Below are 22,370 nucleotides of genomic sequence, written 5' to 3' on the forward strand. Positions count from 1 at the left end.
GGAGGGAGAGTATGATCCGACCCGCCTGCCGTCCCATCCACGACTTTCGCCGGATCATCGAATGTCAGAGTTGTCTGCGCCATAGTCTTCCCTCACCGCTGCGTCGCAGCGCCCCTTCATCCAGCCGTGCTGGGTGCACTTGCGAGCCACCCGTCGTATAAAATTACATTCGCCACTTCAGCCCGACGCGGATCGTGTCGACTTCGACATCGTTTTCGAAGCGTGGAAAGGCGCCGGGCGGAAAACTCGCCGCGCCGGTTGCCGTGATGGTGCCGAAGTCATAATGCAGGTATTCGATTCCAACCGACCACTCGGGTTTGACGCGCCATTCGATGCCTGCGCCGGCGACCCAGCCGCCCTCGGTCCCACCGCCGGACACGTCCATTTCTCCGGGCGCTGCGAGGGTTGGCCGACTGTAGGCGCGCACGTCCACATTCGCGAGCGCGTAACCGCCGGTGGCATAGAAGAGAAAATCGGAAGCGGCGATGCCAGCGCGCAATCGAGCACTTGCCGCCCAATCGATGTCGAAGCTTGTGTGGGTGTCGCTACTAATAGCCGACGTGCTGGTCGCTCCGAGGTTCGTCAGGGAAAAATCGACCACCCCGCCCAGCACGAACGCCGTGCCATTGAAATCGAACTGCCGGTCGCAGCCGGCCTCGATCCCGCCCGCCATACCATTGTCATCGTTGAAAATGCGCTCATAGGGCGCGTCCGCACTGTTCCATGAAAAGCCCGATCCCGCGAACGGACCGTCGATGAATGGCGCATCGGTGGCGTCTGCATCGCCGTGAATGTAGCCGACGTTTGCGCCGACGTAGCAGCCCGACCACGACGTCGCCGCGGTCGCTGTTGTTGACGAGTCGGCCGCATTCGCTGGGGGCAGAGCGATCAACGTGAATGCGGCCGATGCGGCAGTCAGAAATCGATACTTCACCGTGTGTTCCCCAGATAGGCAGTTCAGCGAGGCATCCGCGTAAGACGCTTGGGATGGGAATCAGCGGATATAGAAGTGTGATGCCGGGAGCTAGATAGAATCGCTAAAAAACTCGCGTCAAAAGAGTTCAAACGTTCACAGCTGCGGCAGATCGACCACAGGCCGGCACGACTCCAAAGCAAGGCGAGGGGGATCTCCTCACTGGCGCCTAGTACGGGCCTCCCGGAGTGCGCTAACTCTGCCTGCCGGGGCGCGGTACGCTGGGAGTCTGAGCACTCAGAGACTGATCGCGCTTCGCCTCGACAGGCGCCGCAAGTGGCAAGAAGGAGGTAGTGTGGTTCGCCCCGGCTCCTTCCGGGCCGCCAGCTACTTGGTCGGCCTGACGAGTGTAATGACCCTTGGCTTGGATGGCGCATCTAGCCATTCGATCCATTTATCTCGTTCTTCGATCGTGTCGAAGAACCGCCAGAGCCGGTACTCCTCTTCTGTGGTCTCCAGCATCTCTCCGATGGATACGAGCTCCAAGGGTAGCGTCACCTCGTTACCGTCGAAGCGAACGAGATACACGCCATCGGTGGCGAGACGAATGATCTGGCCAGTGCCATAGGTGCCGTCGGCGGCGTCGAGCGTGAAGTACATGCCTGTCAGAGTGTCGAGGATCTTGTCGTTCATAGGTCGATTGCCAGTCCGAGATGCGAGACTTGAGAGCGTGGCGTAAGCGCCGAAGGGAACTCGGCAGATCTATCCGTAAGCCCGTAGGCAGGCAAGTGTTCCAAACCCGTCACCTAGCCGCGGCGGAGATAGTTGGCGGATGGGGTGGGATTCGAACCCACGGTACGGTTCCCCGCACGCCAGTTTTCAAGACTAGTGCCTTAAACCACTCGGCCACCCATCCATCCATTTGGGCCCCAATTTTGAGCGGGGTGCCCCACGGGCGCCCCACGGTGGGAAACCCGCTTTATTCTCAATGCCCTAACCCGAAACGGTTCCTTATTTCAAGGCCGGTTCTTTAAACTGCTCGGACACTCTTCCATCTCATCGAATTGGCTTGGCCCTGACTATCCGCTGCTTAGGCGCGGGCCAGTGTTATCGGTTTGCCGCCAAATCACTCGACGGCTGGTTTTCTATCAGCTTTGATTGCCGCGTCAACTTGCTCTGTGGCGCTGGCCGGCGGTGTCCTTGGGCAGGGAGAATGCCGCGGTCGGGCGTTAACGCCTTGTAAACCATAACGAAAATTAGTTCCCGAGCTGAGCCGTTTGCGAGCAAATCGTTACGCAATTTCGCCATCATGGCATCGTGATTAACATATTCTTGTGAGCGTACCGATACGAGGCGACGGATCGCGGGACGTGACGATCCGGGACAAACCGTTGGGGACTGTAGCGGCGTGGGATATATGAAAAGTGGGTGCTTGTCGGCTGGAGTGCGCAAGGCGTTGCGCGTCGCCGCCATTCCGATGATGTGTGCGGGTCTTGCCGCATGCGGCACAACGGAGATCGCCAAGAAACCGACCCGAAGCAAGGAGTACTTTGCCGAGTCCGAATACGGCGTGAAGGCGAGCCCGCGGGTCGTTCAGGAAGGGCAGCCGGTTCCGAAGGGTGGTGGCCGCTATCAGGTCGGCCAGCCCTATCAGGTTCGCGGGAAGTGGTACCAGCCGAAGGAAGAACCGGGCTACAGCAAGGTAGGCCTGGCGTCCTGGTATGGTTCGGCCTTCCATGGCCGCTACACCGCAAACGGCGAAGTGTACGACAAACACCACCTTTCCGCGGCCCATCCGACATTCCCGCTGCCGAGCTATGCACGTGTCACGAACCTCGAGAACGGATCGTCCGTGATCGTTCGCGTCAACGACCGCGGTCCCTATTCTGAAGGGCGGATCGTCGACCTTTCGTCAAAAACGGCCGAGATGCTCGACGTCAAGGGGAAGGGCACCGCGAAAGTGAGGGTGCAGTACGTCGGCAAGGCGCCGCTGGACGGCCATGACATGCCCTACCTGATGGCCTCCTATGTGCCGAAGGGTTCGCGCGGTCCGGCCGTCGATCCGGGCGGGCAGATCGCAACCGGCGTGATGGTCGCCTCCGCAGCACCGCTTGCCGATGCGCTGCCGGCCGTTATCCCCACCTTTGCGCAACGCGACGATGGTCCGGCCGCAGGCACAAGCCTGACGGCACTCGCCGCCGAACGGCCGCCAAGTGCCGCCATCGCAGCGATGGGGCAGTTCGCAGCGCTTCCTGAAATCGGCCCCGTACCGACGGTGCGTCCCGGCTACGTGCCGTTGCCGGGCGACAGTTCGAGCTATGCGGCCGCTTACGCGGAAACAGCGCCGACGCGGAAATCGCTGGAGGCCTTGGAAGCCGTCCTTCACCTCGACGGATCCTTGAGTGTGATTCCGGTGCCGGTCAGCGCACGCTGACAGCACTTGCGGCTTGCCGCGCGCATCAAGATGTAGGACTCTTGGCCGGTCATCGGAGTCTTCATGTTCGCCCGCCTTCTCGCCGTATTTTTCCTTTGCCTGGCATTGCCATGGACCGTCGCGGCGCAGAGCGCCGGCGGTACGACCGCATTCGACACCAAGGCAAAGCAGATCTATCTGATCGATGCTGCCAGCGGCACGGTCCTTTTTGCCCGCGGGGAGAATGAAGCGGTCACCGCCGCCTCACTGGCCAAGGTGATGACCCTGACGGTTGTCTTCAAGGCGGTGCGAGACGGGGAAATCAACCTCGATACCTCCTACCCCGTGTCCGAACACGCCTGGCGGACCGGTGGCGCCCCGTCGCGCACCGCAACGATGTTTGCCGCTCTGAAGTCGCAGATCCGCGTTGAGGACCTGATCCGCGGCGTGGCGGTGCAGGCTGCAAACGACGGATGCATAATACTGGCCGAGGGCATCGCCGGCTCTGAAGGCGCATTCGCCGCAAGGATGAACGAGCAGGCGAGGGAACTGGGGCTGGTGCAGTCGCACTTTGACAATGCGACCGGCCTGCCGTCCCCTGGAAACAAGGTCAGCATGCGCGACCTCGTCGTTCTGGCCCAGCACCTGCATCAGAGCTACCCGGATTTCTATCGCTACTATTCCGAACCGGAATTCGAGTGGAACAAGATCAAGCAGCGCAATCGCAATCCCTTGGCGACGATGAACATCGGCGTCGATGGCCTCGTGATGGGGTTTGCAGAAGATGCCGGTTATGGGTTGGTCGCTTCCGTCGAGCGCAACGGCCGGCGCTTGTTTCTGGCCATGAGTGGGCTCTCGAGCGATAAGGAGCGTCTGGACGAGGCCAGGCGCTTGATCGACTGGGCGATGACGTCGTTTGCTTCGAGGACCCTGTTCAAAGCCGGGGAGACCGTCGCCGAGGCGAGCGTCTACGGCGGAAGCGCCGGTCATGTCCCTTTGCTGACCAGGCAGGACGTCGATGTGCTCCTGCCGATCGGCAGCACCGAGCGCTTGTCGGCCCGCGTGACCTACTCCTGGCCCATGCGGGCACCGGTCGCCTCCGGTCAAAAAGTCGGCGTCCTGCGGATCTGGAGCGGTGATAGGTTTCTGCTCGAGGTGCCTCTAGAAACCGCCGCCGCAGTCGAAGTTGGCACGCTCTCGAGCCGGGCGATGGATGCGCTGCAGGAGCTCTTTTTCTTTTGGCTTTGAAGATCGGCTTGCGCCGGGCGCTCCGATCCAGGTGGGCGCCGCAATTGCCTGTAATTTCCACCGCAAATCGATTTTCTGTTTTGCCGGTTATGCGCTAGAAGTGGGCCGAATCGCCCGGTTGACGGACGGGAAAGATCCCGCCGCACCGGGAAGCGGAAGTTGGATTGGCTGGGTTGACTGGGTTATTTGTCACGTTTGAGGGCGGCGAGGGCGCCGGAAAGTCGACCCAGATCCGACTGTTGGCCGAAGCACTTAGGGCGCGTGGCCAAAGCGTGATCGTGACACGCGAGCCCGGCGGTTCGCCGGGGGCGGAGGCTGTTCGCCACGTGATACTCTCTGGCGCTGCCGAGCGTTATGGAACGCGCATGGAAGCGCTGCTGTTTGCTGCCGCCCGCAACGACCATGTCGAGGAAGTCATCCGGCCGGCCCTGCGGTCCGGCATGGTTGTGCTGTGCGACCGTTTTCTCGATTCGTCGCGCGTCTATCAGGGCATTACCGGCAATCTGGAGTCGGCCTTCATCGAGCGCCTTCAGAACGTCGCGATCAACGGGGTGATGCCGGACTGCACGCTGATCCTCGACTTGCCCGCCACCGAAGGTCTCGATCGTGCCCGACGTCGGGCCGCTGGCCCATCCGCGGGCGGTGAACCTGACCGCTTCGAGAGAGAGGAAATCGAGACGCACGAAAAGCGCCGGGAGGCGTTTCTCGACCTTGCCGAGCGCGAGCCGTTCCGTTGCCGCGTCGTCGATGCAACCCAGACACGGGAAGCAATTGCCAGCCAGATCCTATCGATCGTCGAACCGCTGTTGCCGCTTCAAAAGCGCGACCGCTTCGCTTTTCCGGAGGATTCGACGTGAGCCAGGAGCAGGCCGGAGTGCTTGACGGAGCGATTGCGCCAGCCGAACAGACGTGCCTGTTCGGGCATGACGCCGCGCAGGCTTTTCTGGCGCAGACCTATCGCTCCGGCAAGGGCCATCACGCGATCCTGATCGAGGGGCCGGAAGGCATCGGAAAAGCAACGCTTGCCTTCCGTTTCGCCCACCATGTCCTCACCTATCCCGATCCGACGACTGCACCGGACACCTTGATCGCACCGGCTCCAGACTCAGGACTCGGGCGCCAGATCGCCTCCGGCGCCTCGCACAATCTTCTGCACCTGTCGCGACCGGTCGACGAGAAGACCGGCAAGATCCGCACCGCCATCATCGTGGATGAGGTGCGCCGGGCGGGTAAATTCTTTGCCCAGACGTCCGGAACGGGCAACTGGCGCATCGTCATCATCGATCCGGCCGATGACCTGAACCGCAACGCGGCCAACGCCATCCTCAAGATCCTGGAAGAACCGCCGAGAAACGCGCTGTTCCTCGTGCTGACGCATGCGCCGGGCAAGCTGTTGCCGACGATCCGCTCGCGTTGCCTGCCGCTCAGCCTGGCACCGCTCAGCGACCGCGATCTCGCACTCTCGCTGGACAATCTCGGGGTGGCGCTGCCAGCCGCACAGTCCGAGCGGTTGCTGGCCGCCGCGGGCGGCAGCGTCGCGACGGCTCTGAAGCTGATCAACTATGGAGGCTTCGACATTCTCGAGGCATTCCGGGCGATCGTCGCGGCGGCGGGCGCCGCACCGCGCAAGGATGTGCACAAGCTTGCCGAGGTCCTTTCCGCCAAGGACAGCGACACGCTTTATGACTTTTTCTGTGGTCAGGCGATCGATCACGTCATGGAACAGGCGAGGGTGGCCGCATTGCACGGCGACATCGACAGGGCCGAGCACGTGGCGCGGTTGTCGTCGTCGTTGACGGAAAAGTTCGGCATTGCCGCTGCCTACAATCTCGATCGCAAGCAGACGATCATCGAGGTTCTGGATGACATCGCCGCACGGGCCTCGTGACTGAATTTCGCTCAGGCAAAAACGAGCTTTGATCCCACCAGGGCGAGCGTGATCGCCAGCATCGTGCTGATGAGACGTTCAGGCAGACGCGGCGAAAAATGGCTGCCGATGATGATGCCGGGAATGGAGCCGATGAGCAGCGTTCCCAACAGCAGCCAGTCGACCTCGCCGATCATCCAATAACCCATGCCCGCCAGAAGCGTCAGCGGAACCGCGTGGACAATGTCCGAGCCGACGATCTCGCGTACGTGCAGGCTCGGATAAAGCGCCAGAAGGACCGTCACGCCAAGCGCGCCGGCACCGACCGACGTCAGCGTGACGAGCACGCCGATCACCAGTCCGAGCAAAACCGTCAGCAGCGCCATGGTCGACGGCGCGACGCGCGACCGATTTCGGCCCAGAATGCGGAGTTTCTCGGTGATCCGCCGCCGGAAAAGCAAAAGCAAGGCGGTCAGGATTAACATGTAGCCGAGCGTGATCGTGATGACGGCGACAGAGGAGATGCTGCCTCTGTCCATGCCGGAGATGAACCACAGCGTTACCGCTGCCGCCGGCAGGCTACCGGCGGCCAGTCTTCCGACGATCCGCCAATCAATCGTTTTGTTGCGACCATGAACCGCGGTGCCGGCGGTCTTCGTGATGGCAGCATAGAGGAGGTCGGTGCCGACGGCTGTAACCGGGTGAACCCCAAACAGGAGGACCAGGAGCGGCGTCATCAGCGAGCCGCCGCCGACGCCCGTTACGCCGACGAGCATGCCGACGAAGAAACCGGAGACGGAATACAGCGGATTGAACGAACTCCAAAAATCCAAGCAGCGTTTCCTTCCGGTTTCGCGCGATGAACCATGATCGAAGGCTCACACCCTGCGAAACTGGTTGAAGTTGCGAATGGTTAGTGTCGGCCAAGTGCGGTGTCAAGCGAGCGACAGATGGGAGGTGGCGGGGCGGCAGGGGCGCAAACTTGCTGTTTCCCTTGCGGCCTGCATGGGTTAATAGCTGCGACCATATTGAGAAAAGACAGGCCGAGCTTCGACATGAGAGACACGTCGCCCTTCTACATCACGACCGCAATCGCCTATCCGAACGGCAAGCCGCACATTGGTCACGCCTATGAACTGATCGCGACGGATGCGGTCGCGCGCTATTATCGGCTGGACGGGCGGGACGTGTTCTTTCTGACCGGCACCGACGAGCATGGCCAGAAGATGCAGCAGACCGCGCGCAAGGAAGGGTTGAGTGCCCAGGAACTCGCCGACCGCAACACGGCGGAGTTCCAGAAGATGGGCGTGCTGCTGAATGCGTCCAACGACGACTTCATCCGCACGACCGAGCCGCGTCACCATGAGGCCAGCCAGATCATCTGGCAGCGCATGGTTGATGCCGGCGACATCTACAAGGACAGCTACTCCGGCTGGTATTCGGTGCGCGACGAAGCCTACTACCAGGAAGGCGAGACGGAACTTCGCGATGACGGCGTACGCTATGGCCCACAGGGCACGCCGGTCGAATGGGTCGAGGAAGAGAGCTACTTCTTCCGTCTGTCGAACTACGAGGACAAGTTGCTGCAACTCTATGAGACGCAGCCTGATTTCGTCGGCCCGGCCGAACGGCGCAACGAGGTGGTTTCCTTCGTCAAATCCGGCCTCAAGGACCTGTCGGTTTCGCGCACGACCTTCGATTGGGGTATCAAGGTCCCGAACGATCCGGCCCACGTCATGTATGTCTGGGTCGACGCACTGACCAACTACATCACCGCCACCGGCTACCTGACCGACCCCAACGGTCCGCGCGCGAAATACTGGCCGGCGGACATTCACATGATCGGCAAGGACATCATCCGCTTCCACGCCGTCTACTGGCCCGCCTTCCTGATGTCGGCAGGCCTGCCGCTGCCCAAGCGCGTCTTCGCCCACGGCTTCCTGCTCAACAAGGGCGAGAAGATGTCGAAATCGATCGGCAACGTCGTCGATCCGGCCAACCTCGTCGAGCATTTCGGCCTCGACCAGGTCCGCTACTTCCTGCTGCGCGAGGTCTCGTTCGGCCAGGACGGCAGCTACAGCGAGGAGGGGATCGCCACCCGCATCAACTCCGACCTTGCCAACGGCATCGGCAACCTTGCCAGCCGCTCGCTGTCGATGATCGTCAAGAACTGCGACGGCAAGATCCCGGCCTGCGGCCCGCTGACCGAGGCCGACCGGACGATGCTGGCGTCGGCGGACGCGCTGCACGCGATCACGCGCGACGAGATGGGAAAGCTGATGATCCATCGGGCATTGACCGCGATCATCGCCGTCGTCTCCGAGGCGGACCGCTATTTCGCCGGTGAGGCGCCGTGGGCGCTGAAGAAGACCGACCCGGAGCGGATGGGCACGGTGCTCTACGTGACGGCGGAGGTTGTCCGCCAGATTGCGATCCTGCTGCAGCCCTTCATGCCGGCTTCGGCGGCCAAGCTTTTGGATCTCGTCGCTGCTCCAGCAGACAAGCGCGATTTTGCAGCGCTCGGCGAAGCCGGCAGACTGGTCAGCGGCACGCCTTTGGAAGCGCCGGCGCCGGTGTTCCCGCGCTATGTTGCTCCAGAGGCTTGAGGAAAGTGGTCTGAGGACGGATCGATGCTGATCGACACGCATTGTCATCTCGACTTCCCCGACTTCGCGGTCGAGCTCGACGAGATCGTCGGGCGCGCCCACGTCGCTGGCGTCCGGCAGATGATCACGATCTCGACGCGGGTGAGGAAATTTCCGGACATCCTGGCGATCGCCGAAAAGTACCCGACGGTGTTCTGTTCGGTCGGCACGCATCCGCACAATGCGGACGAGGAACTCGATGTGACCGTCGATGAGCTTGTCCGGCTTTCGGCGCATCCGCGGGTGGTTGCGATCGGCGAGGCCGGGCTTGACTATTTCTATGACAATGCGCCGCGGGAGGCTCAGGCGGAAGGCTTGCGCAACCACATCGCGGCGGCGCGCCTGACCGGACTGCCGCTCGTCATTCACAGCCGCTCGGCCGACGAAGACATGGCGGCGATCCTGACCGAGGAGACGCAAAAGGGTGCCTTTCCGTTCCTTCTGCACTGCTTTTCCTCGGGAGCAGAGCTGGCACGCGTCGGCGTCGAACTCGGCGGCTACGTTTCCTTTTCCGGCATCCTGACGTTTCCGAAATCGGAAGAGCTGCGTCAGATCTCAAAGACGGTCCCGGTCGATCGGATGCTGGTCGAGACCGACGCCCCCTATCTCGCGCCGAAGCCCTTCCGCGGCAAGCGCAACGAGCCGGCTTATGTCGCGCACACGGCGTCGACGCTCGCCGAGACGCTTGGCATGACCGATGCCGAAATCGCCAGGATCACCACGGAGAACGCTTTCAGGATATTCTCCAAGATGCCGAGGGTTTGAAACCGTGTCCTACCGCCGGCGCTTCACCATTCTTGGCTGTGGCTCTTCCCCCGGCACGCCGCGGATCACCGGCGATTGGGGCGATTGTGATCCGGCCAACCCAAAAAACCGTCGCACGCGAACAGCCTTGCTGGTCGAGCAGATGGGGCCGGATGGCAGGACGACCGTCGTCATCGACACCGGACCGGACTTTCGCGAGCAGATGATCGCTGCGGGCGTCAAGAGCATCGATGCGGTGCTGTACACCCATGCCCATGCCGACCACATCCACGGTATCGATGACATCCGCGGCTTCGTCCAGCACAGCCGAAAGCAAATTCCGATCTGGGCCGATCCGCTGACGATGGCTCGCATTCGTGAGGGTTTCGGCTATTGCCTGGAGACCCCGCCGGGCAGCTTCTATCCGCCGATCGTCACGGCTCACCTGATCGAGCCGGTCGACATGCCCGTGGTGATCCGCGGAGCAGGGGGAGCCATGCGTTTCGATCCCCTGCTGCAGGACCATGGTTCGATCCACTCGCTTGCATTTCGCGCCGGCAATGTCGCCTACTGCACCGACGTCAGTGCCTTTCCGGAGGCCACCGCCAGCCGGCTGACGGGTCTCGACCTTTTGATCATCGACGCCCTGCAATACCGCACGCATGCCAGCCATTTCTCGCTCGAGCAGGCTCTCGAATGGATCGATCGACTGGCGCCGAACCGCGCAGTGCTGACGCACATGCATACGCCGCTGGACTACGATCGGGTGATGGCCGAGACGCCGGATCACGTCGAGCCCGCCTATGACCAGATGGCCGTGGAGTTCGACGTCACCGACGAGGTGATTTCGCTCGATGCGACCTATGCGGTTTAGCGCCGACCCGTAGCAGGTCAGGGGTCAATTCACCCGGAAATCGACGATGCGGGCATCTCAGTGTGTACTGCAGCCTTTGAGCGCGGTGCGCCCGTTCCCGCCAAAATCTTCTTTCAGCTCCAGGAAACAGAAACCCCCGGAATTGCTCCGGGGGTTGCCGTCTGGCCCGGCATTGCTGCCGGGCTCTCATCGCACGGTCCCGCCGGTTTGGGCGGAACAATCCGTCAAGCGGAGTAGTACATGTCGAACTCGACCGGGTGCGGGGTCATGTCGTAGCGCATGACTTCCGCCATCTTGAGTTCGATGTAGGAGTCGATCTGGTCGTCATCGAAGACGCCGCCGGCGGTCAGGAACTTGCGATCCTTGTCCAGGCTTTCCAGTGCTTCGCGCAGGCTGCCGCAGACCGTCGGGATCTTCTTCAGTTCCTTCGGCGGCAGGTCGTAGAGGTCCTTGTCCATGGCCTTGCCCGGATGGATCTTGTTCTTGATGCCGTCGAGGCCGGCCATCAGCATGGCGGCGAAGCTGAGATAGGGGTTGCCGAGCGGGTCGGGGAAGCGGACCTCGACGCGCTTGGACTTCGGACCGGTGCCGAACGGAATGCGGCACGAAGCCGAGCGGTTGCGCGCCGAGTAGGCGAGCAGGACCGGCGCTTCGTAGCCCGGGACGAGACGCTTGTAGGAGTTCGTCGTCGGGTTGGTGAAGGCGTTGATGGCCTTGGCATGCTTGATGATGCCGCCGATGAAGTAGAGGCAGGATTCCGAGAGGCCGGCATACTCGTCACCGGCGAAGGTCGGCTTGCTGTCCCGCCAGATCGACAGGTGCACGTGCATGCCCGAGCCGTTGTCGCCGAAGATCGGTTTCGGCATGAAGGTGGCCGTCTTGCCGTAGGCGTTGGCGACCTGGTGGACGACGTACTTGTAGATCTGCACCTTGTCGGCGCTGCGAACGAGCGTGTCGAACTTGACGCCGAGTTCGTGCTGGGCAGCGGCCACTTCATGGTGTTGCTTCTCGACGACCACGCCCATCTCGGCCATGACCGTCAGCATCTCCGAGCGCATGTCCTGGCAGCTGTCGATCGGGGGGACCGGGAAGTAGCCGCCCTTGACGCGCGGCCGGTGGCCGAGGTTGCCGGTCTCGTAGTCGGTGTCGTCGTTGGAGGGAAGTTCGGACGAGTCGAGCTTGAAGCCGGTGTTGTAGGGATCGGCCTTGTACTTGACGTCGTCGAACACGAAGAATTCCGGCTCCGGACCGACGAACACGGTGTCACCGATGCCGGATGCCTTGAGGTAGGCCTCGGCCTTCTTGGCGATGCCGCGCGGGTCACGGTTGTAAGATTCGCCGGAGACCGGGTCGAGGATGTCGCAGACGATGACCATGGTGGACTGCGCGAAGAACGGATCCATGTGAGCCGTGATCGGGTCCGGCATCAGCACCATGTCGGATTCGTTGATGGCCTTCCAGCCGCCGATCGAGGAGCCGTCAAACATCACGCCGTCGGCGAACATGTCCTCGTCGACGCAGGAAACGTCCATCGTCACGTGCTGCAGCTTGCCCTTCACGTCGGTAAAGCGCAGGTCCACGAACTTTACGTCGTTTTCCTTGATTTGCTTGAGGATATCATTGGCAGTCGTCATTTTTTGAAAGTCCCTGTGTGAGATGACGAGGTAAGAAAACCCGGGCCGAACGGCCGGATGATGGAGGGTCAGATGGCATCGATACCGGTTTCGCCGGTACGGATGCGGATAACTTCTTCAACGTTGGAAACGAAGATCTTGCCGTCGCCGATCCGGCCGGTCTGCGCGGCATTGCGGATCGCTTCGATGACAGCTTCGACATTCTCGTCCGCCAGAACGACTTCGACCTTAACCTTCGGCAGAAAATCGACCACGTATTCGGCGCCGCGATAGAGTTCCGTGTGGCCCTTCTGGCGCCCGAAGCCCTTCGCTTCCGTGACGGTGATGCCCTGGAGGCCGACTTCCTGAAGGGCCTCCTTCACTTCGTCCAGCTTGAAAGGTTTGATGATGGCTTCGATCTTTTTCATGAAAGAGTGTCTCTCCGCTTCTCCCGTTGGCAGGGGCATGGTCCCGCTGCCCAATTCAATGCAGGTTGCATGCCAGTTCCGCACTTGCTGCGCAAATTTCTACAATTAGATCGTTAGTAAGAGTTTATGGCCGCGCAATGTCGCCGGATTAGGGGTGCCTGTCGCGGTGTCCGTTGTGCTGTTCTCCTGCCTGAAATTGTGCCCTTTGCATGCGGAATGAGGCTGATCGGACAGCCGCCCATTGCTTGCTCCACCCGGTCGCTGCCATTTTGAGCACCCCTATCATGCAGATGCCTATTATTTGCGCACTTGCCCGCCCATATTGCGGTAGCGCCGTTGACGATTTGCGGGCATTGTCGGCGCATGCACATCGACCTTGAAACACTCGTCGTCACTCCTGCGGAAATGGCGGGCATCGACCGGGAGGCGGCATACAGCGGCATAGACAGTCTTGCGCTGATGGAGCGTGCTGGGCAGGCGGTGGCTGCCGCAGCCCTGCGGCACTATCCCGGGGCGTTGCGCTTCGTGGTTCTCGCCGGACCGGGCAACAACGGTGGTGATGGCTATGTGGCCGCGCGCGCGCTCGCCAAGTCCGGCTGTCCCGTCGAGATTTTCACTTTCGGACCTGCGCCTGCCCAAGGGGATGCTGGCAAGGCGCGAAAGCGTTATAGCGCTTCCGTTCGGCCGCTTCAGGGATATTCTCCAACGGTCGGAGATGTCGTGATCGATGCGCTGTTCGGCGCCGGACTTTCGCGCGACCTCGACGGTGAAGTCAGTGCGGTGATCGAGCGCGTAAACGGGCTGGCACTCCCGGTCGTGGCGATCGATCTTCCCAGCGGCGTCGATGGCCGTACCGGTCGCGTGCGGGGCGCGGCACTGCAGGCGAGCCATACGATCACCTTCATGTGCCGAAAGCCGGGTCATCTGCTCATGCCCGGTCGGAGCCTGTGCGGCGAAACGGAGGTCTTCGATATCGGCATCCCCAGTCGGATTGTCGTAGCCGCGTCCCACCACCTGCGCGTCAACGAACCGGGCATCTGGCGCATGAGCCTGCCGCGCGCCGGCGCTGGGGCGCACAAATACGGCCACGGACACCTGGCAGTGTTTTCCGGAGGGCGGCTTGCGACCGGCGCTGCGCGTCTGTCCGCCGGCGCCGGGCTGAAGGCCGGGGCAGGGCTGGTGACGCTCCTGTCTCCGGCCGAAGCTGCGGAAGAGAATGCGACCCACCTGACTGCGGTCATGCTGCGGCAGATCGACAATGTCGCCGCATTGCGGGCCCTGATCGCCGACCCGCGGTTTTCGGCCTTCGTTCTTGGCCCGGGTTTCGGCGACTTCGCGCGGGCGCGCGACTATGTCATGGCGCTTCGCGATCGCCCGCTGGTGCTGGACGCCGATGGCATCACGGGTTTTCGCGACAAGCCGCAGGAGCTTTTCAGTGCCTTCGCGGACGGGCCGACCCACCTTGTCCTGACGCCGCACGACGGCGAGTTCGCGCGCATCTTTGCCGACATTGCTGACGATCCCGACTTATCGAAGGTGGACAGGGCGCGACAAGCGGCCAAGCGCAGCAACGCCGTGATCGTATTGAAGGGAGCCGATACGGTCATCGCCGCCCCCGACGGTCGTGCCCTCATCAACGCCAATGCGCCGCCCTGGCTGGCAACCGCCGGTTCCGGCGACGTGCTATCGGGCATCATCGGTGCGCATCTCGCCCAGGGCATGCCCGCCTTTGAGGCGGCAGCCGCCGCGGTCTGGCGTCACGGCGAGGCGGGCCGGCGTGCAGGGGGCGGACTGACGGCCGAAGATCTCATCAACGTCCTGAATGGCTTCGATCAAATCAAATGACTTGGCTGCGGACCGCCGGCCGATAAAGCTGTGCGAAACGAAGCGTGTGTGGAATCCGGATCCATGGGCCTGATCGATATAGCTCTCTTAGTCCTCGTCGCGGCCGCCTGGGGCTTCAATTTCGTCGTCATCAAGATCGGCATCGCCAATTTCCCACCGATCCTATTTTCGGCGCTGCGGTTCCTCTTTGCCGCCCTCCCGCTCGTCTTCTTCCTGCCGCGACCGGCGGTGCCGTGGCGGCTCATTCTCGGCATTGGCTTGGTGCTCGGAGTGGTGAAGTTCAGCTTCCTCTTCATCGGCATGGACGTCGGATTGTCGGCGGGCCTGGCCTCGCTTCTTCTGCAGTCGCAGGCGTTCTTCACGATCATGCTGGCGGCCACGATCTACGGCGAGCGATCGCGACCGGTCCAACTCGCCGGCATTGGCGTCGCCTTTGCCGGCATGGTGGTGATCTCGACCACGGTGGATGCGGGTTTCACCTATACCGGCCTGGTCCTGGTGCTTGCCGCCGGCCTCGCCTGGGCCTTCTCCAACATGCTCATGAAGAAGGTCGGCAACGTCGACATGCTGGCGTTGATGGTCTGGGTCAGTCTGGTGCCGCCGATCCCGCTTGTGATCATCTCGCTGGCGACCGAGGGCCTGGAGCGCGACCTCGCGGCACTTCAGTCCCTGTCATGGCAGGGTCTGGGCGCAGTCGCCTATATCGCCTACATCGCGACGGTCTTCGGCTTCGGCGTCTGGGGCTACATGATCCGCAAGCTCGGCGTCTCGACGGTCGCGCCGTTTTCCCTGCTCGTGCCCGTGTTCGGCATGAGTTCGTCGGCGCTCGTGCTGGGGGAAAGCTTCGGCCCCGATCGGCTTGCCGGCGCGGCCCTGGTCGTCTGCGGGCTCGTTCTTACCGCGCTCGGACCGCGCCTCGTCGACCGTATGCGCCGTCCCGCCTCTGCGGCTTCATAGGCCCGAGGCATCTCTACTCCCGTGGCTGGACGCGCTTCTGCAATTCGCGGGCACCGTTCGGCGCATTGACCTTGCCCGAGGTGATGAAGAAGGCGAAGACGTCGCGCTGTTCCTTGGGCGGCCGATGCGCCGGATCGACCACGGGCAGGTCGCCCGGCTGGCCGCCGTCAGCCCATTCCTTCAGGCGATCGGCCCATTCGTCGAGCGCCTTCGGCGGATAGCAGGTCGGCACGTCGTCCGAACCGCGCTGCAGCCGCGCGTACACGAAGTCGGCGGTGACGTCGGCGATTTCGGGGTAGTCGTCATGATGGGCGTAAACGATTGCGGCCTTGTGCTTGCGCGCCAGCGCTGCGAACTCCGGCACCCGGAAGGAGGCGTTGCGCACCTCCAGCGCGTGCCGCAGCGGCAAGCCGTCTTGCTTCGCCGGTAGAAGTTTCAGGAATGCCGCGAAATCCTCAGGGTCGAATTTCTTAGTCGGTGCAAACTGCCACAGGATTGGACCGAGATGCGGGCCGAGCTCCGTCAGGCCCTGCGTCAGGAAGCGCTCGATGGACTCGCCCGCCTCGGCCAGCACCTTGCGGTTCGTCGAGAAACGGCTTGCCTTGAGCGAGAAAACGAACCCCTCGGGCACTTCCGCGGCCCACTTGGCAAAGGTCTCCGGCTTTTGCGAACAGTAGTAGGTCCCATTGACCTCGATCGCGGTCAATTCGCGGCTGGCGAACTCAAGCTGGCGTTTCTTCGAGAGCTTGTCCGGGTAGAACGTGCCCTCCCAGGGCTCGAAGGTCCAGCCGCCGATGCCGGTGCGGATGGTTCCGGATGGGCTCATGGACTGTGCTCCTCGACGGACAGGGTTGCGACGCCTCTCAAGCGGGCGCGATGAAGGGCTGCGAAATTTCCTGGAACACCGGCAGGGCCTCCATGCTCGCGCAATGTGCGGCGAGGGCCGGATAGGTGACCGGATCGATGAGGCCCGGATGCGCCTCGCTGACATGCCGCCAGGCACAGGCGACCGCGATGTCGGCGTGCGTGATCCGGTCGAACCAGAATTTTCCGCGCCGCTCGGCACGTTCCGCATCCAAGGTGGCAAGCACAGCGGCGATCTGCGCGCGGCAGCGCTCGACGAAATTGGTGGACGGCGTCTCGTGCAGATGAAGTTCGTAGAAGAGACTGACGCCCTTGTCGGCAAGGCCAGTGGCGAACGTCATGACCCTCAGCGCCTGCCGACGCTCCGGCTCGGCCTGCGGCAGCAGGCGCCTTTCCATCGGCACAAGGCCGTCCAGGTAATCGAGGATGGAATTGCTGTCGGCCACGATGTCGCCGTCGTCCAGCACCAGCGTCGGCACCCGCATCAGCGGATTGAGTGCCTGCACCTTCTCGCCGTCGCTGAACACCGACCAGGGGCGATGTTCGAACGGCAGTTCGTAGAGCCGCAGGGCGATCGCGACGCGGCGGACATAGGAGGAGTCGTACTGGCCGATCAGGATCATCGAGCCTACTCCGCCGCCGCCTTGCGCATTGGCCGGCGCTCGAGCAGTTCCTTGAGGAACTGACCCGTATACGAACGCTCGACCTTGACCACGTCCTCTGGCGTGCCCTGAGCGATCACCTCGCCGCCGCCGTCGCCACCTTCCGGTCCGAAGTCGATGATCCAGTCGGCGGTCTTGATGACCTCCAGGTTATGCTCGATCACAACCACCGAGTTGCCCTGGTTCACCAGTTCATGCAGAACTTCAAGAAGCTTCGCTACGTCGTGGAAATGCAAGCCGGTCGTCGGCTCGTCGAGGATATAGAGCGTGCGGCCGGTCGAGCGCTTGGAGAGCTCCTTAGCGAGCTTGACGCGCTGCGCCTCGCCGCCCGACAGCGTGTTCGCTTGCTGGCCGACCTTGATATAGCCGAGGCCGACCTGGTTCAGCGTCACCAGCTTGTCGCGCACGGCAGGGACGGCGGCGAAGAACTCCACGCCTTCCTCGACCGTCATGTCGAGCACGTCGGCGATCGACTTGCCCTTGAAGTGCACGTCGAGCGTCTCGCGGTTATAGCGCTTGCCGTGGCAGACGTCACAGGTGACGTAGACGTCCGGTAGGAAGTGCATCTCGATCTTGATGACGCCGTCGCCCTGGCAGGCTTCGCAGCGCCCGCCCTTGACGTTGAAGGAGAACCGGCCGGGCTGGTAGCCGCGCGCCTTGGCCTCCGGCAGGCCCGCGAACCAGTCGCGGATCGGCGTGAAGGCGCCGGTATAGGTCGCCGGGTTCGAGCGCGGCGTGCGGCCGATCGGCGACTGGTCGATGTCGATCACCTTGTCGATGTACTCGAAGCCATCGATGCGATCATGCTCGGCCGCGATCTCGCGCGCACCCATGATCCGGCGCGCCGCCGACTTGTAGAGCGTCTCGATCAGGAAGGTCGACTTGCCGCCGCCCGAGACCCCGGTGACGGCGGTGAAAACGCCGAGCGGGATGGAAGCGGTGACATTCTTCAGGTTGTTCGCCCGGGCACCGACGACGGTGATTTCCTTCTTCTTTTTCGGTTTGCGGCGTTCGGCGGGAACCGCCACTGCAAGTTCGCCGGAGAGATACTTGCCGGTCAGCGATTTCGCGTTTGCCATGATGTCGGCCGGCGTTCCCTGCGCGATCACCTCGCCGCCATGGATGCCGGCGGCAGGGCCGATGTCAACGACATAGTCGGCCGTTAGGATCGCGTCCTCGTCGTGCTCGACAACGATCACCGTGTTGCCGATGTCCCGCAGGTGGCGCAGCGTGTCGAGCAGGCGGGCATTGTCGCGCTGGTGCAGGCCGATCGACGGCTCGTCCAGCACGTAGAGCACGCCGGTCAGGCCTGAGCCGATCTGCGAGGCGAGGCGGATGCGCTGGCTCTCGCCACCCGAAAGCGTGCCGGAATTGCGCGACAGGCTGAGATATTCGAGACCGACGTCGTTCAGGAAGCGAAGGCGCTCGCGGATCTCCTTGAGGATGCGGACGGCAATCTCGTTTTGCTTGGCGTTCATGTGGGCGGGCAGCGTGTCGAACCAGTCGCGAGCGACGCGGATCGACATGTCCGTAACCTGGCCGATATGCAGCTTGTCGATCTTGACGGCGAGCGCCTCCGGCTTCAGGCGAAACCCGTCGCAGGCCGGGCAGGGGGCGGCCGACATGTAACGCTCGATCTCCTCGCGCGCCCAGGCCGAATCCGTCTCCTTCCAGCGCCGCTCGAGGTTCGGGACGATGCCCTCGAAGCTCTTCGTCGTCTTGTAGGACCGCGCGCCGTCCTGGTAGTGGAACTCGATCTTCTCGTCGGTTCCGTAGAGGATCGCGTTCTGGCCTTTTTCGGAAAGGTCCGACCAGCGGTTGGAGAGCTTGAAGCCATAAGCCGCGCCCAGCGCCTCGAGCGTCTGGTTGTAATAGGGCGAGGACGACTTGGCCCACGGGGCGATAGCGCCGTCGCGCAGCGCCCGCTGCGGCTCGGGCACGATCAGGTCCGGGTCGATCTTCTGCTGGCTGCCGAGGCCGTCGCAGGTCGGGCAGGCGCCGAACGGATTGTTGAACGAAAACAGCCGTGGCTCGATCTCGGGAATGGTGAAGCCGGAGACCGGGCAGGCGAATTTCTCCGAGAACAGCACCCGTTCATGCGTCTCGTTCAGCGACTTGTTGGCCGAGCCACCGGCCGCCGTGTCCTCGACCGGCAGCGGCTTGTCGGCGAACTCGGCGATCGCCAGCCCGTCGGCGAGCGTCAGGCAGGTCTCGAGACTGTCGGCGAGGCGGGCGGCGAGATCCGGGCGCACGACGACGCGGTCGACGACGACGTCGATGTCATGCTTGTACTTCTTGTCGAGCGCGGGGACGTCGGCGATCTCGTAGAACTGGCCATCCACCTTGACGCGCTGAAAGCCCTTCTTCATCAGCTCGGCGAGTTCCTTCTTGTACTCGCCCTTCCGGCCGCGCACGATCGGCGCCAAGATATAGAGACGCGTTCCTTCGCCGAAATCGATCACCCTGTCGACCATCTGACTGACCGTCTGGCTCTCGATCGGCAGGCCCGTCGCCGGCGAATAGGGCACGCCGACACGCGCAAACAGCAACCGCATGTAGTCGTAGATCTCGGTGACCGTCCCCACCGTCGAGCGCGGGTTCTTCGAGGTCGTCTTCTGCTCGATCGAAATCGCCGGCGACAGTCCGTCAATCTGGTCGACGTCCGGTTTCTGCATCATCTCCAGGAACTGGCGCGCATAGGCCGACAGGCTCTCGACGTATCGGCGCTGGCCTTCCGCATAGATCGTGTCGAAGGCGAGCGACGACTTGCCGGAGCCCGAAAGCCCGGTCATGACGATCAGCTTGTTGCGCGGCAGATCGAGGTCGATGCCCTTGAGATTGTGCTCGCGCGCGCCGCGAATGGAAATGGTCTTGAGTTCGCTCATGGTGTCCAGCGCCAGATGTCAGGTCGGTGATTGTCGATCTCGGATGAAGTGGCTCTTCGGTAGCGCACCCTATGTAGGAACCGGAACCGGCCTGTCCATGCGCGTCGCGACCAAAACCCTGCCTCTTTCCGATTCGGTTGACAAGATAGTAGGGATTTTGTAGAACAAAAAAAGAACGAAATGCACGCGAATTTGATCTGTGGATTATCTGGCGCACGGGGCGGCGCGCCGGGCGCGTCGCCGTTAAGATAGCGGATCGAATTTACAGCCGGCAGATGCCCGGCGCGACAACAAGGACTGAACGGATGGCAGGCAGCGTCAACAAGGTAATCCTGATCGGGAACGTCGGCGCGGACCCGGAAATCCGTCGCACTCAGGACGGTCGCCCTATCGCCAACTTGCGCATCGCGACCTCGGAAAGCTGGCGCGACCGCAATTCCGGTGAGCGCCGCGAGAAGACCGAATGGCACACCGTCGTCGTCTTCAACGAGGGCCTGTGTAAGGTCGTCGAGCAATATGTGAAGAAGGGCGCCAAGCTCTACATCGAAGGCGCGCTGCAGACCCGCAAGTGGCAGGACCAGAACGGCAACGACCGCTATTCGACGGAAGTTGTTCTGCAGGGCTTCAACTCGACGCTGACGATGCTCGACGGGCGCGGCGAGGGCGGCGGTGACCGCCGTGGCGGTGGCTCCGACTTCGGTGGCGCCGGCAACTATGGCGGCGGCGCACCGAGCTATGACGACTACGGCTCGCAACCGTCGTCGTCGGGTGGCGCAAGCCGCGGCGGCGCATCGTCGAACTTCTCGCGCGACATGGACGACGATATCCCGTTCTAGAGAGGAGTGGGAGACGTTTCGTAGACTATGACGTCGAACTCCTTGTAAATAAACATCTTTCTAGTTAAAACTCCGTTTTCTGCCGGTCAGTGATTTTCCGGTGGGAGCGGAGTTCATTGCGCTGGAAGACGAAACTGGCATTGTGGATGCGGTGATCTGGCCGAGCCTACTCGAGCGTCAACGGCGTCTGGCTCTTTCGTCGTCTGTGCTCGCGATCAGATCCAGCGGGAAGACGAGTTGGTTCATCTGGTGATGCAGCGTCTGTTCGACTTGTCCGCAGATATGGGAAAGCTGGGCGAAAGAGACGGGGCGTTCCCGATGGTCCGTGGCCGCGGGGACACTAGTCAAAGCGCTTCCATCCAACGGGTACCTGGGCTTATCCGCTGTCGCCAGCGGGGCCAAAATCTGCGGAGATTCTGAATTCAGGCTTAGGCTGGGTCCAAATCTCCCCTCAAACAAACTTAGGCAGATGGTCTCAGGTATCTTTGGGAGAGTGCTGGCTAGTTAATAGCCTAGCAGTCCGGATTTTCGCCGCCCTCCAGATCAAGTCGGGCGGCCGGTTACCCTACCAATATTCGCACAGATTTGGCGATGGCGGCCGCGACAGAGCCTTGTAGAGGATTCCCCATAGCTGCATTCCGTTGTCACCATGACGACCGGCGCGCCGCTGTCGTTGTCCTGGTTTGGAAACGGCTGCCGAGGTGCAACGGCTGGTTCTGCAGGGACGTCTAACCATCCGCGGATCGTGTCGGTCCATCATTCCGGTCGAGCGTGTTGATAGGGTCCGACTGCGGCCACCGGACCAGCGCTTCGCGACCGGCGTCCGTAACGCCGTAGACGCCCCTGTCAAGCCGCTCAAACCAGCCGTATACATTCGAAAGCAGGATCTTTCCTGCCTCCGGTATGCCTGCTCTTAGATCGCGAACACGCAACGGCCCGGCAACCAGAGCAGCCGCACAGCCGAGTGCCTGCTGGCGATAGGCGGTCATGACTGGTGCGCGCGTGCTGCCGCCAAGTGCTGGATCGCCGCGTCGGTTCTGGTGCTCGCGCACAAGCCTCGAACGCCGTTTCGGATTGGTGCGCGGCATTGGTGTCACCGAGTCAACAATCACGCTGACGGCGCCGGCATCGGAGACGCCGAGCATGCCAATGCCGAGCCTGCGGCAGAGATCGCGGTAACGTCTGTCGGCTTCCCGTCCTCTGCCCTTGGCCGAAACTCTGGCGGCGATCCAAACCTCGTCTGAAATGGCGGCCCGGTCAACGGCCTGCAGGATCAGTTCCAGATTGAAGGTCAGCTTCAGTTCACAGATCACGACAACGGACGGGTCGTTCTCGCTGAGGCCGACAACATCGCAGCCGCCAACTTCGCCTTTGACGACGTAACCTGCCTCTTCGAGAAAGCTTTTTACGGGAGGATAAAGGGACGTTTCCATTGCTCGGACCGAAAAGAGAATCGTTCCGCAAGCTACCTTGTTAGCCGACGCGGGTCACCGTAGGGCGTCACCAGAGCAGCTATACAGCACGCGCGAACAGCGGACATTGCCCGCTGTTCGTCGGATGCGTAGAAGGCAGCCAT

General features: G+C 62.4%; 19 protein-coding genes and 1 tRNA gene. 10 read left to right on the plus strand and 10 right to left on the minus strand.

Annotation, left to right across the window (positions count from 1 at the left end):
- Window positions 1–163: 163 nt before the first annotated feature.
- The 3 genes from AC1DDS_RS16685 to AC1DDS_RS16695 all read right to left on the minus strand — a co-directional run bounded on the left by AC1DDS_RS16685 (window position 164) and on the right by AC1DDS_RS16695 (window position 1,829).
- Window positions 164–934: an outer membrane protein gene (locus AC1DDS_RS16685; RefSeq protein WP_477479927.1), complete on the minus strand. Its 771-nt coding sequence runs from the start codon at window positions 932–934 to the stop codon at window positions 164–166.
- A gap of 366 nt (window positions 935–1,300) precedes the next feature.
- Window positions 1,301–1,606 carry a hypothetical protein gene (locus AC1DDS_RS16690; protein WP_310422821.1) on the minus strand — a complete coding sequence of 102 codons (306 nt, stop codon included), beginning with the start codon at window positions 1,604–1,606 and terminating at the stop codon, window positions 1,301–1,303.
- A gap of 133 nt (window positions 1,607–1,739) precedes the next feature.
- Window positions 1,740–1,829, minus strand: a tRNA-Ser gene (locus tag AC1DDS_RS16695).
- 501 nt (window positions 1,830–2,330) lie between these two features.
- Between AC1DDS_RS16695 and AC1DDS_RS16700 the strand changes: the two genes are divergently transcribed.
- From AC1DDS_RS16700 to AC1DDS_RS16715, 4 genes are all read left to right on the plus strand, one after another.
- Window positions 2,331–3,347, plus strand: coding sequence for a septal ring lytic transglycosylase RlpA family protein (locus tag AC1DDS_RS16700; protein ID WP_477479928.1), 1,017 nt, complete (start codon window positions 2,331–2,333; stop codon window positions 3,345–3,347).
- A gap of 63 nt (window positions 3,348–3,410) precedes the next feature.
- Window positions 3,411–4,574, plus strand: a complete 1,164-nt coding sequence (locus tag AC1DDS_RS16705; protein ID WP_477479929.1) for a D-alanyl-D-alanine carboxypeptidase family protein — start codon at window positions 3,411–3,413, stop codon at window positions 4,572–4,574.
- 164 nt (window positions 4,575–4,738) lie between these two features.
- Entirely contained in the window at window positions 4,739–5,431 is a 693-nt protein-coding gene (gene tmk, locus AC1DDS_RS16710) for a dTMP kinase (protein WP_477479930.1), read from the plus strand.
- A complete protein-coding gene (locus AC1DDS_RS16715; RefSeq protein ID WP_477479931.1) occupies window positions 5,428–6,462 on the plus strand; it encodes a DNA polymerase III subunit delta' in 1,035 nt (344 codons plus the stop codon). The genes tmk and AC1DDS_RS16715 overlap by 4 nt, the downstream gene beginning before the upstream one ends.
- An 11-nt stretch (window positions 6,463–6,473) precedes the next feature.
- On the opposite strand, the gene AC1DDS_RS16720 is transcribed toward AC1DDS_RS16715, so the two are convergent.
- Window positions 6,474–7,274: a sulfite exporter TauE/SafE family protein gene (locus tag AC1DDS_RS16720; RefSeq protein WP_477479932.1), complete on the minus strand. Its 801-nt coding sequence runs from the start codon at window positions 7,272–7,274 to the stop codon at window positions 6,474–6,476.
- 222 nt (window positions 7,275–7,496) lie between these two features.
- Between AC1DDS_RS16720 and metG the strand changes: the two genes are divergently transcribed.
- Genes metG through AC1DDS_RS16735 form a run of 3 tightly spaced genes read left to right on the plus strand, consistent with a single transcriptional unit; the run spans window position 7,497 to window position 10,704 of the window.
- A complete protein-coding gene (gene metG, locus AC1DDS_RS16725; protein WP_477479933.1) occupies window positions 7,497–9,047 on the plus strand; it encodes a methionine--tRNA ligase in 1,551 nt (516 codons plus the stop codon).
- Window positions 9,048–9,071: 24 nt separating this feature from the next.
- Complete coding sequence (locus AC1DDS_RS16730; RefSeq protein ID WP_477479934.1) at window positions 9,072–9,851, plus strand: TatD family hydrolase; 780 nt, start codon at window positions 9,072–9,074, stop codon at window positions 9,849–9,851.
- Between the two features lie 4 nt (window positions 9,852–9,855).
- The gene (locus tag AC1DDS_RS16735) at window positions 9,856–10,704 is read left to right on the plus strand and encodes an MBL fold metallo-hydrolase (RefSeq protein WP_477479935.1); all 849 of its coding nucleotides are present in this window, start codon (window positions 9,856–9,858) and stop codon (window positions 10,702–10,704) included.
- Between the two features lie 224 nt (window positions 10,705–10,928).
- Here AC1DDS_RS16735 and glnA read toward each other — a convergent pair whose 3' ends face one another.
- Together glnA and AC1DDS_RS16745 are read right to left on the minus strand one after the other, a co-directional pair.
- Window positions 10,929–12,338 carry a type I glutamate--ammonia ligase gene (gene glnA / locus AC1DDS_RS16740; RefSeq protein ID WP_477479936.1) on the minus strand — a complete coding sequence of 470 codons (1,410 nt, stop codon included), beginning with the start codon at window positions 12,336–12,338 and terminating at the stop codon, window positions 10,929–10,931.
- 68 nt (window positions 12,339–12,406) lie between these two features.
- A complete protein-coding gene (locus AC1DDS_RS16745) occupies window positions 12,407–12,745 on the minus strand; it encodes a P-II family nitrogen regulator (protein WP_192244611.1) in 339 nt (112 codons plus the stop codon).
- Window positions 12,746–13,108: 363 nt separating this feature from the next.
- Between AC1DDS_RS16745 and AC1DDS_RS16750 the strand changes: the two genes are divergently transcribed.
- Entirely contained in the window at window positions 13,109–14,590 is a 1,482-nt protein-coding gene (locus tag AC1DDS_RS16750; protein ID WP_477479937.1) for an NAD(P)H-hydrate dehydratase, read from the plus strand.
- A gap of 63 nt (window positions 14,591–14,653) precedes the next feature.
- Window positions 14,654–15,547 (plus strand): EamA family transporter, encoded by an 894-nt coding sequence (locus tag AC1DDS_RS16755; protein ID WP_477479938.1) that lies wholly within the window; start codon window positions 14,654–14,656, stop codon window positions 15,545–15,547.
- A gap of 13 nt (window positions 15,548–15,560) precedes the next feature.
- On the opposite strand, the gene AC1DDS_RS16760 is transcribed toward AC1DDS_RS16755, so the two are convergent.
- Genes AC1DDS_RS16760 through uvrA form a run of 3 tightly spaced genes read right to left on the minus strand, consistent with a single transcriptional unit; the run spans window position 15,561 to window position 19,958 of the window.
- Complete coding sequence (locus AC1DDS_RS16760; protein ID WP_477479939.1) at window positions 15,561–16,373, minus strand: DUF72 domain-containing protein; 813 nt, start codon at window positions 16,371–16,373, stop codon at window positions 15,561–15,563.
- A 37-nt stretch (window positions 16,374–16,410) separates the two neighbouring features.
- A complete protein-coding gene (locus tag AC1DDS_RS16765; protein ID WP_477479940.1) occupies window positions 16,411–17,034 on the minus strand; it encodes a glutathione S-transferase family protein in 624 nt (207 codons plus the stop codon).
- Between the two features lie 5 nt (window positions 17,035–17,039).
- Window positions 17,040–19,958 (minus strand): excinuclease ABC subunit UvrA, encoded by a 2,919-nt coding sequence (uvrA, locus tag AC1DDS_RS16770; protein ID WP_477479941.1) that lies wholly within the window; start codon window positions 19,956–19,958, stop codon window positions 17,040–17,042.
- A 305-nt stretch (window positions 19,959–20,263) separates the two neighbouring features.
- On the opposite strand from uvrA, the gene AC1DDS_RS16775 reads away from it, so the two are divergent.
- A complete protein-coding gene (locus AC1DDS_RS16775; RefSeq protein ID WP_310420416.1) occupies window positions 20,264–20,794 on the plus strand; it encodes a single-stranded DNA-binding protein in 531 nt (176 codons plus the stop codon).
- A 728-nt stretch (window positions 20,795–21,522) separates the two neighbouring features.
- On the opposite strand, the gene AC1DDS_RS16780 is transcribed toward AC1DDS_RS16775, so the two are convergent.
- Window positions 21,523–22,227: a DUF2161 domain-containing phosphodiesterase gene (locus tag AC1DDS_RS16780; protein WP_477479942.1), complete on the minus strand. Its 705-nt coding sequence runs from the start codon at window positions 22,225–22,227 to the stop codon at window positions 21,523–21,525.
- Window positions 22,228–22,370 lie beyond the last annotated feature (143 nt).

It is taken from the genome of Mycoplana sp. 10N416, assembly GCF_056394765.1.